The sequence below is a fragment of the Sutterella sp. genome (assembly GCF_030539355.1).
Lineage (GTDB): Bacteria > Pseudomonadota > Gammaproteobacteria > Burkholderiales > Burkholderiaceae_F > Sutterella.
This window is the reverse complement of sequence record NZ_JAUNSF010000028.1, coordinates 15,420-27,582: the sequence shown is the minus strand read 5'-3', so window position 1 is coordinate 27,582 and position 12,163 is coordinate 15,420. Positions and strand designations below refer to the sequence as shown.

Here is a 12,163-nt window from a genome sequence, read left to right as displayed (position 1 = left end):
GTTTGCAGGAGCGGCGGGTTTCATAAGTTCCCCTTGGCGGGCCCGTCGGGAGGAGGGAGACAGGTCAGTTGCCCTCCCCCGGGGGCCCGGGGTTTTCAGCACTGTCGCAAAGGATTACTTCGCGAGCGGCTTGATCGGGATCGACTTGCGCTGCGTCGGCTGGATCTTGTCGTAGTTGCCCATGCCGGCCTCGGCCATCTTGCGACGGATGAAGGCGATCTGGGTCTTGAGCGGCAGATCCTTCGGGCAGAAGTCGTGGCAGGCGAGCAGCGACATGCAGCCGAACACGCCCGACTCGTCACCGACCACTTCGTAGTAGTCAGCGTCGTTGCGCTCGTCGCGCGGGTCGAGGCGGAAGCGGGCGATCTTGTTGATGCCCACGGCGCCGATGAAGTCCGGACGGATGCGGACGGTACCGCAGCCGGCGATGCAGCAGCCGCACTCGACGCAGCGGTCGAGAACGTAGATGTCCTCGGCGAGCTGGGGATCCATCGGGGTCTCCTGCTTGCGAAGGTCGATCTCGTCGATCTTGGCGTGCACCCACGTCTCCATGCGCTCGGACATGTTGCGCATCCACTTGCCGGTGTTGACCGAGAGGTCGCCGATGAGCTCGAAGGCCGGCAGCGGAGCCAGCGTGAACTCGTCGGGGAGGTCCTTGGTCAGCGTACGGCAGGCGAGGCCCGGCTTGCCGTTGATGAGCATCGCGCACGAGCCGCAGATACCGGCACGGCACACGAAGTCAAACTGCAGCGTCGGGTCCTGCTCGTTGCGCAGGTCGTTGAGCGCAATGAAGAGCGTCATCGAGTCCGTTTCCTGGAGCTCGTACGTCTGCATGTGCGGAACGCTGTCAGGATCCTGCGGGTTGTAGCGGAGGATGCTGATCTTGAGAAGACGATGCTTCTTGGCGGGAGCATCAACCTTGGTCTGGGTCTTTTCCTGGGTCATTTTTCAAAGCTCCCCGTGATTAGTCATTGAGCGGCTCGTCGATGCGCTCATTGCGGCCCTGCAGGCGCTTGGGCAGCATGTTCATGAACGGCATGATCGCGTCCTGGATGGCCCAGCGATCCTTGCCCTCGGCCTCCATCTTCTGACGGATGGCGTCGACCTCGGCCTGGCGCTTGGCGGACTCGGGGTTCTCGATGTAGTTCTTCACACCGTAGCCGCGGAAGCCCGGCGGGAGCTCCATCTTCGAGATGTCGAGATCCTTGTAGGAGAGGGTCGGGAGCGTGTCGCCCTCGTTCCACGTGGCGATGGTGCGCTTGAGCCAGTTGACGTCGTCGCGGACCGAGTAGTCCTCGCGGAAGTGAGCGCCGCGGGACTCCTTGCGGTCACGGGCGCCCATGGCGACCGTGAGGGCGACGCGGAGCATCGAGCGGGTGCGGTAGGCGTACACGAGCTCGGGGTTGTTGCCGGCGATGTCCTTGACGGCGATGTTGAAGGAGCGCTTGTAGAGCTGCTCGAGCTCGTCGACGGCCTCCTCCATGTCCTTGCCCTTGCGGAAGATGCCGATCTTGGTCGTCATGATCTCCTGCATGCGGGTGCGGAGCGCAACGGCGTCTTCGTTGCCGGTGTTCTTGAGGTAGCCGTTCAGCTCGGCCTGCTCCTTGGCGAGGGCGTCGTAGATGAGCGAGGTCGGGATGTCGATGCCGTTCTCGGGCTTGTCGCAGAAGTCGGCGATGAACTCACCGACGATCATGCCGGCGACGACGGTCTCGGCAACGGAGTTGCCGCCGAGGCGGTTGAAGCCGTGCATATCCCAGCAGGCGGCTTCGCCGGCGGCGAAGAGGCCCTTGAGGGTCTCGGACTCACCGGTGGGCTTCGTGCGGACGCCGCCCATGGTGTAGTGCTGGGCCGGACGGACAGGCACCCACTCCTTGGTCGGGTCAACGCCGAGGAAGTAGTGGCAGATTTCGTAGACTTCGCGCAACTTGTGCTTGATGTGGTGTTCGCCGAGCAGCGTGATGTCGAGCCAGAGGTGCTCGCCGTACTTCGTCTTCACGCCCTTGCCCATGGCGATGCGCTCTTCCATGCGGCGGGAGACCACGTCGCGGGAGGCGAGTTCCTTCTTCTCGGGCTCGACGTCCGGCATGAAGCGGTAGCCGTCGACGTCGCGGAGCAGACCGCCGTCACCGCGGCAGCCCTCGGTCACGAGAATGCCGGCCGGGAAGATGCCGGTCGGGTGGAACTGGATGGCTTCCATGTTCGAGAGGGTGGCGACGCCCGTCTTGAGAGCGAGGTCATAGCCCGTGCCGTCGCAGATCACGGCGTTCGTCGTGACGCGGTAGATACGGCCGGCACCGCCCGTGGCGATGGCCGTGGCCTTCGAAACGTAGGCCATGAGCTCGCCCGTGATCAGGTCACGGACGATGGCGCCGTAGCAGCGCTTGCCGTCATGGATCAGGGAGAGCGCCTCAACGCGCTCGATCACCGGAACCTGCTCGGCGATGATGCGGTCGGAGACCGTGTTGAGCATCGCGTGGCCCGTGCAGTCCGAGACGTAGCAGGTACGCCACTTCTTCGTGCCGCCGAAGTCGCGCTGGTTCATCATGCCCTGCGCTTCCTTGCGCTCGGTCAGGGTGACCTTCTCACCGTTGATGATCACCTGACGGTCGCCAGCGGTGATGCGGGACCAGGGGCAGCCCCAGGCGGCGAGCTCGCGCACGGCCTTCGGGGAGGTGTTGACGAACATGCGGACGACTTCCTGGTCGGCGCCCCAGTCGGAGCCGCGGACCGTGTCGCCGAAGTGGACGTCCTCGTTGTCGCCGACGCCCTTGATCACGTTGCCGAGAGAGGCCTGCATGCCGCCCTGGGCAGCCTTCGAGTGGCTGCGCTTCGGCGGAACGAGAGAGAGGACGATCGAGTCGTGGCCGCGGCGCTTGGCCGCCACAGCCATGCGGAGGCCGGCAAGGCCGCCGCCGATGACCAGCACGTCGGTGTAGATGATTTTCATGAGTTTTTCCTCGGATATCCCGCTGGGGTTGTAACTTAAGCAGCGGGAGGATCGGCGCGTGGCTCCTGTCCACGCGTCCGTCCAGTCTTGCCAATAGCGAATGCCGCCCCGCTGCGAGGCAGCCGCCGCTGTTGTGACCTTTCGGCCGATTCCCTTTGTGTGACTTTTCGCCGGAGACAGCCGCAATTGCAAGAGGCACAGAAACCGCCTTCCCGTGAGTCTCCTGAGAACTCACAGGATGCTGTCGCTGCGCCTCCGGCTTCCGAAGCCGTGACTGGGGAAAAGCACGGCAGGGGGTCTTGTGCGCGGTAAGCCGGCGGGTCCTCTTTCTGGGTCTTTCACCCAAGGCGGACCGCTTGGGAAGCATAGGTCTCCCTGTCCCGAGGGAATCCTTTCTTCTCATCCTGGAAGACCTTCCTTCGGGCACCTCCTCCGGACTGATCCGGGGGCGCGCTCCGTGCGGGCCGGTCTTCCGCCCAAATTCATCTGCGTCGCTGTTCTCCTTTGAGCGAAGCAGTCGAACTAAGGACGGAGGCGATAGCGTCACCTCTCTCGGTTTCCCCGGGCCCCTTCCCGCCTGTGAAGCGATGGGTTCCGAAGAGTTCCTCCGCACGCCGACCCTGATCGATACACACGCGCGGGAGACCCCATGAGAAGTAGATCTCGGCCGCCCCCATAGCACTGAATGCTTACCCCGGCGGGGGAACGGCCTCGTCCGCTTCCCGGACCCCATACCCCTCACTTGGTGTAGAGACCTTGGAAAACGAAGGGAGTTTAACTTTCACCACACCTCGAACTATATCAGCACTAACCCGGAGATACACCCTCTCATTTGATACAACCACCTGCCTAGACGGGGTCTTGACACTCGAGGGTTTCGTCGCATCTTTTCCCTTGAATACAAACACTTACGGGCAAAATTTCCTTCCCCGCCGCAAAAACGGCCGCCCATACTCTATTACTCCTTACAGAGTACGGACAAACCCTAGTACCTGAATTTCCGCTGAAACCGAACACCCCGTTCGGCACTTCCGGCCGCTTCTTACGCATTTGTGCGTACATATCGGGACCGTCTCCGCGCTTCGCCGGTGCGGTCGAAGTCGTTTCCGTTTGTGAAAAAAAGCATCAGGGCGATAGCCTCCCTCACTATTGAAGCCGCGACGCCGATAGAATTCACCCTATTGGACGGCGAAGGGCGCCGTTCCAAGGAAACGCCGCGGCCCCGGCATCCTGCGCGGGGCGAGATTCCGTGCCTTCCCGTTCTTCAGGAGGCAGAGAGGAGAAACACATGTCCCGTCGCATCATTCATTCCGACAATGCCCCGGCCGCCATCGGCCCCTACAGCCAGGCCGTCGCCGACGAAACGACGCTCTACTGCTCGGGCCAGCTCGGCCTCGACCCGGCCACGGGCGCGCTCGCAGAGGGCGCCGCGGCCCAGGCGCGTCAGGCCTTCACGAACCTCAAGAACGTGATCGAAGCGGCCGGCGCCTCGATGGAGGACATCATGAAGGTGACGATCTTCCTCACGAGCATGGACAACTTCGGTGCCGTCAACGAGGCGATGCAGGCCTTCTGCTCCGCCCCCTACCCGGCCCGCTCCTGCTTCGCGGTCGCCGCCCTCCCGAAGGGCGGCCTCGTGGAGATCGAGGCGATCGTCTCGCTCAAGCGCTGAGGACACCCCATTGAACGGGCAGGCGAAGGCGGCTCCCCGCGCCGCAACGGGACCACGCGCAGCCGGCGTGCTGCGCACGGGCAAACTCGCGCCGCTCAATGAGCGGCTCGCGAAGCTCGGCCTCGTCACGGACTGGGACTTCATCCTGCACCTGCCGCTGCGCTACGAGGACGAGACCCGCATCGACCCGATCGGGATGCTCACCCCGAACGAGCCTGCTCAGGTCCAGGGCGAGGTGCTCACCTGCCGCATGGTCGAGACGGGCCGCGGGCAGCAGCTCGTGGCCGAGATCCGCGACGACACGGGCGTCCTTGCGCTTCGCTTCATCCACTACTACCCGGGCACGCAGAGCAATCTCAAGCCCGGCACGGTCGTGCGCGTCTTCGGCGAGGCCCGTCCCGCCTGGGGCGGCGGCCTCGAGATGATCCACCCGAAGGTGAGGAAGCCCGTCGCGAGCGAGGAAACGCTCCCCTCGGCCCTCACCCCGGTCTATCCGCTCGGCGAGAACATCCAGCAGAACTGGCTGAGAAAGCGCATCGCCCGCGCGCTCATGGACCTGCAGGGCATGGAGGATCCGATTCCGAAGGCGCTCACCGAGCCCCTCGGTCTCCCCGGGCTGCGCGCCTCGCTCGAGTACCTCCATTCGCCCCCGCCCGACGCGAACGCCGCGGCGCTATCCGAGCGCACCGACCCGCACTGGCAGCGGCTCAAGTTCGACGAGCTCGTCGCGCAGCAGATCACCCTGCGGGAAATGCGCACGCTCGCCGCCCGTGACCGCGCGCCCGAGCTCATTGAGCCCGCGCCCGGGAGCCCGGCCGAGCTGATGCCGAAGTTCCGTGCCGTGCTTCCCTTCCGCCTCACCGGCGCGCAGGAGCGCGTCTGGGGCGAGATCGAGCGCGACCTCGCGCAGAGCGCCCCGATGCACCGCCTCGTGCAGGGCGACGTCGGCAGCGGCAAGACCGTCGTCGCCGCGATGGCCGCGCTCCGTGCCATTGAGGCCGGTTTCCAGGCCGCGCTCATGGCGCCGACCGAGATCCTCGCCGAGCAGCACTTCCGCCGCATCGTCTCCTGGCTCGAGCCGCTCGGCATCCGCACCGTCTGGCTCACCGGCCGGCAGAAGACCGCCGAGCGCCGCGAGGCGATCGAACGCATCGCCTCGGGCGAGGCGCAGCTCGCCGTCGGCACCCACGCGCTCATCCAGGAGGGCGTCGCGTTCGCGAACCTCGGGCTCGCGATCGTCGACGAGCAGCACCGCTTCGGCGTCGCGCAGCGCCTCGCGCTCTCGCGCGCCGCCCGGCCCGCGGGCGAGGCCGATGACGCCCCCGCGCGAAAGCCCCACCTGCTGATGCTCTCCGCCACGCCGATCCCGCGCACGCTCGCGATGAGCTACCTCGCCGACATTGACGTCTCCGTGATCGACGAGCTCCCGCCCGGGCGGTCGCCGATCGAGACCAAGCTCGTGCGCCTCGACCGCCGCGACGCCGTCGTCGGCGTCGTGAAGAGCACCTGCGCGACGTGCCGCCAGGTCTACTGGGTCTGCCCCCTGATCGAGGAGAGCGAGGCGCTCGACCTCACCCCGGCCGTGGACTGCGCCGCCGATCTTGCGGCGCGGCTCCCGGACCTGAAGGTCGGGCTCCTGCACGGCGCGATGACCTCCGCCGAGAAGGAGAGCGTGATGAGCGCCTTCACAAATGGCGAGATCAACGTGCTCGTCTCCACCACCGTGATCGAGGTGGGCGTCGACGTCCCCAACGCCACGCTCATGGTGATCGAGCACGCCGAGCGCTTCGGCCTCGCGCAGCTCCACCAGCTCCGCGGCCGCGTCGGCCGCGGCGCCGGGCGGAGCGCCTGCGTGCTTCTCTACGACGAGCGGCTCTCGGCCGTGGGCCGCGAGCGCCTGCGCATCATCCGCGAGAGCACCGACGGCTTCGAGATCGCCCGCCGTGACCTTGAGCTGCGCGGCCCCGGCGAGTTCCTCGGCGAAGCCCAGTCCGGCATGCCGATGCTGCGGTTCGCCAACCTCGAGACCGACGGCCTTCTCGTCGAGGCCGCCCGTGACGCGGCCTCCCGGATGCTCGCCGAATGCCCCGACGCGGCGCTCAGGCTCGCGCGCCGCTGGTTCCGGGCCCGCGCCGACCTCCTCACCGCCTGATTCCCGAAACAATCATGCAGTCCCCTTCCTCCAACACTCCCCCCGTTGACAACCTCCCATGACACTCACTGAACTCAAGTACGTCATCGCTGTCGCCCGCGAGCGCCACTTCGGCCGTGCCGCCGAGAGCTGCTTCGTGAGTCAGCCCTCACTCTCCGTCGCCGTGCGCAAGCTTGAGGAGGAGCTCGGCGTCACGATCTTCGAGCGCCGCTCGAACGACATCGCCGTCACCGAGATCGGCGCTCGCATCGTCGAGCAGGCCCAGAAGGTGGTCGAGGAGGCCCGCCGCATCGCCGAGATCGCCCACCAGGGCCAGGATCCGCTCAACGGGCCGCTGCGCGTGGGCTCGATCTTCACGATCGGGCCGTACTTGCTCCCCGAGCTCATCGCCGGCATGACGGCCTCGACGCCGGGCATGCCCCTCATCCTCGAGGAGGGCTTCACGACGGACCTGCTCGCCAAGCTCCGCACGGGCGAGATCGACGTCGCCATCTGCGCTAACACGCTCGTCGACACGGGCTTCATGACCGAGGAGATCTACGAGGAGACCTTCGTCGTGGCCGTCCCCTCGCACCACGCGTGGGTGAACCGCACGTCGGTGGGCACCGACGAACTCCGCGACCAGACGATGCTGCTTCTCGGCGCCGGCCACTGCTTCCGCGACCAGATCCTCGGCGTCTGCCCGGACCTCGCCCGCTTCAGCCTCAACGCCTCCGACGTGCAGCGCACGGTCGAGGGCTCGAGCCTGCAGACGATCTTCCACATGGTCGCCCAGGGTCTCGGCATCACGGTGCTCCCGGCCTCGGCCGTCCCCTACCTCACCGGGCTCTCGCACTCGATCAAGATCCTGCCCTTCAAGGACCCGGTGCCCTCGCGCCGCGTGCTCCTCGTCTGGCGCAAGAGCTTCCCGCGCGAGGCGGCGATCACGGCGCTGCGCGAGGCGATGCAGAGCATTCACCTGAACGGCTGCGCCCCCGTGCACGAAGAGCCCCGGATGCGCTGACCCCGCCCCTTCCACCCTTCTCCTCAGAGGAGACCCGCCATGGCTGACCCGACCGAATCCGGCCCCGTCGAAACGCATCCCGCAGAGGCGCACGAGCGCCCGCACCTGAGGATGGCCGACCTGGCGACGGGCTTCAGCGACCGCATCGACGTGATCGTGCGCATCGCGCTGATGGTCGTCGTGGCGGTCGGCTGCTACCTCGTGCTGCAGCCCTTCCTCACGGCGATCCTGATCGCCGCCGTGCTCGCCGTGGTGACCTGGCCGCTCTTCAAGAAACTTCGCGCCGCGATGCGGCAGTCCTCGGGAGCCGCGACCACGGTGATGGTGGTGCTCATCGTCGTCACCTTCCTCATTCCGGTCTCCTTCCTCTCGGTCGCGCTCGCGCAGCAGATCCCGAAGTGGATCGCCGTCGTCGCGGCGTGGCTCAAGGACCCCTCCCCGGTGCTCGACGCGATCGCGGACATTCCCTACGCGGGCGCGTGGCTTCACGAGCAGCTCGCGCAGGCGATCGACCCCGCGGCCTTCGGCAGCACCGTGCAGCGCATCATCGACCCGCTCACCTCGTGGTTCGTCAACGCCGCGGTCCACGCCGGCAACGGCCTCGTGCAGCTCGCGCTCGTCACCTTCATCGTGTTCTTCTTCTACCGCGACGGCGCGTGGTTCGCGGACCGCATCTCGGAGCTCGTCGCCCGCGTCTCCGGCGGCATCGCGAGCGAGATCACGGGGATCCTCGTCAACACCACCCGCTCGGTCGTCTTCGGCATCATCGGCACCGCGATCGGCCAGGGACTCGTCGCGGGCATCGGCTTCTGGATCGCGGGCGTCCCGGGCGTGCTGATGCTCTCTTTTGCCGTGTGCCTGCTCTCGGTCATTCCCGTCGGCCCCCCGCTCATCTGGATCCCGGCCGCGGTCTGGCTCTACACGCAGGGCAACCTCGGCATGGCGGTCTTCCTCGCCTGCTGGGGCACCTTCGGCATCTCGAGCGTTGACAATTTCCTCAAGCCCGTCCTCATCTCCCGCGGCAGCTCCATGCCGATCGCGCTCATCTTCCTCGGCGTCTTCGGCGGCGTGCTCGCCTTCGGGTTCCTCGGCCTCATCCTAGGCCCGGTGCTCCTCGCCGTCGGCCTCGCGCTCTTCACGGCGTGGCTCAAGCGCCCCGTGATCAAGCTCGCGAACCGCGCGGCGGAGCTCGCCGAGCAGAAGGCGCACGAAGCCGATGAGGCCGCGGCGCCCGAAGCCTCCGGGGAGAATCCCGGGGAGAGGAAAGCCTGACCGACTCCGGCAGACCCCGTCCCATTGAAAAGGCCGCCCGGTTCGCATCCAGGGCGGCCTTCGCGTCTGAAGAGGAAAAGCGGACGTCAGTCGCAGTGCGCCATCACCTTGATGGCAAGCCCGCCGCGGCTCGTCTCGCGGTACTTCGCGTTCATGTCCTTGCCGGTCTCGTACATGGTGGCGATCACCTTGTCGAGCGGCACGCGCGGGGCGCTCGTGCGGCGGAGCGCCATGCGGGCGGCGTTGACCGCCTTGACGGCGTAGATGGCGTTGCGCTCGATGCAGGGCACCTGCACCTGGCCGTTCACCGGGTCGCAGGTGAGGCCGAGCGAGTGCTCCATGGCGATCTCGGCCGCGGTGCAGACCTGAATCGGGTTGCCGCCCATCACCTCGGTGAGACCCGCGGCCGCCATCGAGCAGGCCACGCCCACCTCGCCCTGGCAGCCGACCTCGGCGCCCGAGATGGAGGCATTCAGTTTGAAGAGCACGCCGATCACCGCGGCGGCGAGGAAGAAGCGCAGGCACTCCTCGTCGGTGGGGTCGCCCAAGAACTTGCCCCAGTACGCGAGCACGGCGGGAATCACGCCGCACGCGCCGTTCGTGGGCGCGGTGACGACGCGCCCGCCCGCGGCGTTCTCCTCGCTCACGGCGAGCGCGAACATGTTGATCCAGTCGATGACGGCGAGCGGATCGACGCTCGTGCGGCCGGAGCTCAGGAGCTGTCGGCGGAGCGCCGGCGCGCGGCGTTGCACGCGCAGCGGCCCGGGGAGCAGCCCCTCGGTCATCGTGCCGCGATGGATCGCCTCCTGCATCACCTCGTTGACGCGCCGGAAGTGCGCCTCGATCTCCTCGAGGGGCCTGAGGGCCTTCTCGTTCTCGAGCGCGAGGCACGAGACAGAGAGTCCCGTGTCGTTGCAGGCCTCAAGCAGCTGCTCGGCCGAGCTGAAGGGGTGCGGGATCGCCACCTTCTCGGGCGGCTCGTCATGGAAGTGCTCCTCGTCGACGATGAAGCCGCCGCCGATCGAGTAATAGGTCTTCTCGAGAAGGAGCTTCCCCTCGCCGTCCCACGCGTGCAGGATCATGCCGTTCTCGTGGAGCGGCAGGAAGTCCGAGTGAAAGGCGATGCCGGGGAAATCCACCTCGCGCTCGCCGCCCAAATCGATCACCTTACGCTCGCGCGTGTCGGCGATGCGCTTCGGGATCTCCTCGAGCGGCACCGTGTCGGGGAGGAACCCCTCGAGACCGAGGATGATCGCCTCGTCGGTGCGGTGGCCGTGGCCCGTGAGCGAGAGCGAGCCGTAGACGTCGGCGCCGACGCGGGCGACTCTGTCGAAGAGGCCGGCCGCGCGCAGCTCGGCGCAGAACGCCTCGCCCGCGCGCATCGGACCCACGGTGTGCGAGCTCGACGGCCCGATGCCAATCTTGAAGATGTCCAATGCACTGATCATGTCGTTTTCGGGGCAAACAAATTGATCGGACCGTCCCTCTCCCGGCGGAGAGCGGTTCGGCAGGCGGCAGAGTGTGCGTCCGCACAGAAAAATGAAGCAAGCTTCGGACCAAAAAGAGCCCGCCCGGAAAAGCATTTCCGCGAGCGGGCTTCTTGGCTTGCATCCCCTTCCGGGAGGGCTTCAGGCCCTCAAGGAAGGGGAGAAACGGCTTTAGACCATCAGGATCGCGCAGGCGATGACCGCGAGGAACATCGGGAGCGCGGTGCGCTTGACGATTTCGACCGGCGAGACCATCGCGATGCCCGAGACGAGAATCGTGACGCCCGCGAGCGGCGACATCGTGCGGCCAGCGGCGCCGGCGAGGAAGGCGAGACCGCCCAGGCCCTCGATCGTCATGCCGAAGTCCTTGGCGTGCGGGGTGACCGTCTCGTTGAAGGCCAGCGTGGCGGCGTCACCGGAGCCGGTGATCACGCCCATGAGGAACGGGCCGATCGAGCCGCCCCAGCGGGCGATCTCGTTGGATTCCTTCAGGGCGGAGACGAACACGTCGATGAGGCCGGCGGTCTTGAGGCCGGCGGCGAAGACGCCCGCGGCGATGATGATGCCCATCACGTCAGCGTAGCCCTTGCCCGTGCCGGCGAAGAACTCCTTCGTGAAGGTCTGCGGGTTGCAGCGGGCGACGCAGAGCGCGATCACGGCGCCGAGCACCATGGCCTGCGCCACGCCCATCTTGATGAACGGGCACCAGACGTTGCCGACGACGAGGATCGTGATCGGAACGAGCGGGACGAGCGCGCGGATCGGGCTCGGGACGAAGTCATCGTTCTTCTGCAGCTTGCTCTCGTCGACCGTGGCGTTCTTGTCGCCCTTGTGGTCGCCGAGGAGGAAGCACATGATCAGCGTGCCGACGACGCCGAAGACGCCGACCATCACCGAGTACGGGGCATGGAACGCGATGAAGTCCATCACGTCAATGCCGGCCATGTTGGCGACGTACGGGTTGTGGGACGTGCCGGGCGAGAGGTACGAGCCGATCGTGCCGGCAAGCACCGCGGCGGCGGCGCCGGCGGGCTTGATGCCCGCGCGGAGCATCACCGGGATCAGCGTGGAGCCGACGGCGGCGGCGCAGCCGGCGGCCGACGGGATGGCGATGTTCACGAAGAACGTGATCACCGTGCAGACCGGGATGAGGAAGATGCCGAGGCCGCGGATCGGCGAGGCGAGGTAATGCACGAGCGAGCGGTCGGCATTGGTGTACTTGGCGACGAACGCGAAGCCCATCGACGAGCAGATCGCCATAACGAGCGAGTTGTTCGTCATCGACTTGGCGAAGGCGTCAAGACCGCCGATGAGGTTCCACGAGATCAGGCAGAGGAAAAGACCTGACGCGATGAGAACGAGGCGCGTCTCGTAGCGCTTGATGAGGCCGTAGATGACGGCGAAGATTGCCAGTACGGCAACCCATTCAGTGATGCCCATTTGAAGAGATCTCCCTTGGATGGCAAAGAGTTGAAGATTTCGGTTTTGTTGTAGTTGTCAGACCGCGGCAATTATGCCTTCAGGCGTAGCTCAGAGGAGGTAGGAGAACCCCCTGCTCCGTCTAGGGTATTCTCCTAGCCTCGGCGAAAAACTGCAAGAAAAAAGCGCTCGCCTGAACCTGTCAGAC

The 12,163-nt window shown here is 66.4% G+C and carries 8 protein-coding genes; 4 read left to right on the top strand and 4 right to left on the bottom strand.

Annotated elements, in window-relative coordinates; all coding sequences use genetic code 11:
- Nucleotides 1-114 precede the first annotated feature (114 nt).
- Nucleotides 115-945 carry a fumarate reductase iron-sulfur subunit gene (locus Q4F91_RS06205; RefSeq protein WP_303335809.1) on the bottom strand — a complete coding sequence of 277 codons (831 nt, stop codon included), beginning with the start codon at nucleotides 943-945 and terminating at the stop codon, nucleotides 115-117.
- 19 nt (nucleotides 946-964) lie between these two features.
- Nucleotides 965-2,950, bottom strand: a complete 1,986-nt coding sequence (locus Q4F91_RS06200; protein WP_303335807.1) for a fumarate reductase flavoprotein subunit — start codon at nucleotides 2,948-2,950, stop codon at nucleotides 965-967.
- A 1,288-nt stretch (nucleotides 2,951-4,238) separates the two neighbouring features.
- Here Q4F91_RS06200 and Q4F91_RS06195 point away from each other — a divergent pair.
- The 4 genes from Q4F91_RS06195 (at nucleotide 4,239) to Q4F91_RS06180 (ending at nucleotide 9,049) form a co-directional block, all read left to right on the top strand.
- Nucleotides 4,239-4,622 carry a Rid family detoxifying hydrolase gene (locus Q4F91_RS06195; protein WP_303335804.1) on the top strand — a complete coding sequence of 128 codons (384 nt, stop codon included), beginning with the start codon at nucleotides 4,239-4,241 and terminating at the stop codon, nucleotides 4,620-4,622.
- Between the two features lie 67 nt (nucleotides 4,623-4,689).
- On the top strand, nucleotides 4,690-6,774 hold the full coding sequence (recG, locus tag Q4F91_RS06190) for an ATP-dependent DNA helicase RecG (RefSeq protein ID WP_303335802.1): 2,085 nt from the start codon (nucleotides 4,690-4,692) through the stop codon (nucleotides 6,772-6,774).
- 58 nt (nucleotides 6,775-6,832) lie between these two features.
- On the top strand, nucleotides 6,833-7,777 hold the full coding sequence (locus Q4F91_RS06185; protein WP_303335799.1) for a LysR substrate-binding domain-containing protein: 945 nt from the start codon (nucleotides 6,833-6,835) through the stop codon (nucleotides 7,775-7,777).
- Between the two features lie 39 nt (nucleotides 7,778-7,816).
- Entirely contained in the window at nucleotides 7,817-9,049 is a 1,233-nt protein-coding gene (locus Q4F91_RS06180) for an AI-2E family transporter (protein WP_303335797.1), read from the top strand.
- Between the two features lie 86 nt (nucleotides 9,050-9,135).
- On the opposite strand, the gene Q4F91_RS06175 is transcribed toward Q4F91_RS06180, so the two are convergent.
- Nucleotides 9,136-10,497: an L-serine ammonia-lyase gene (locus Q4F91_RS06175; protein WP_303335794.1), complete on the bottom strand. Its 1,362-nt coding sequence runs from the start codon at nucleotides 10,495-10,497 to the stop codon at nucleotides 9,136-9,138.
- 210 nt (nucleotides 10,498-10,707) lie between these two features.
- Nucleotides 10,708-11,976: a C4-dicarboxylate transporter DcuC gene (dcuC, locus tag Q4F91_RS06170; protein ID WP_303335791.1), complete on the bottom strand. Its 1,269-nt coding sequence runs from the start codon at nucleotides 11,974-11,976 to the stop codon at nucleotides 10,708-10,710.
- Between the last annotated feature and the right edge of the window lie 187 nt (nucleotides 11,977-12,163).

Excerpts from the sequence above, each read along its gene's own strand:
- Q4F91_RS06185 (WP_303335799.1), top strand. The coding sequence starts at position 6,833 with ATGACACTCACTGAACTCAAGTACGTCATCGCTGTCGCCCGCGAGCGC.
- Q4F91_RS06195 (WP_303335804.1), top strand. The coding sequence starts at position 4,239 with ATGTCCCGTCGCATCATTCATTCCGACAATGCCCCGGCCGCCATCGGC.
- Q4F91_RS06180 (WP_303335797.1), top strand. The coding sequence starts at position 7,817 with ATGGCTGACCCGACCGAATCCGGCCCCGTCGAAACGCATCCCGCAGAG.
- Q4F91_RS06205 (WP_303335809.1), bottom strand. The coding sequence starts at position 945 with ATGACCCAGGAAAAGACCCAGACCAAGGTTGATGCTCCCGCCAAGAAG.
- Q4F91_RS06175 (WP_303335794.1), bottom strand. The coding sequence starts at position 10,497 with ATGATCAGTGCATTGGACATCTTCAAGATTGGCATCGGGCCGTCGAGC.
- dcuC (WP_303335791.1), bottom strand. The coding sequence starts at position 11,976 with ATGGGCATCACTGAATGGGTTGCCGTACTGGCAATCTTCGCCGTCATC.
- Q4F91_RS06200 (WP_303335807.1), bottom strand. The coding sequence starts at position 2,950 with ATGAAAATCATCTACACCGACGTGCTGGTCATCGGCGGCGGCCTTGCC.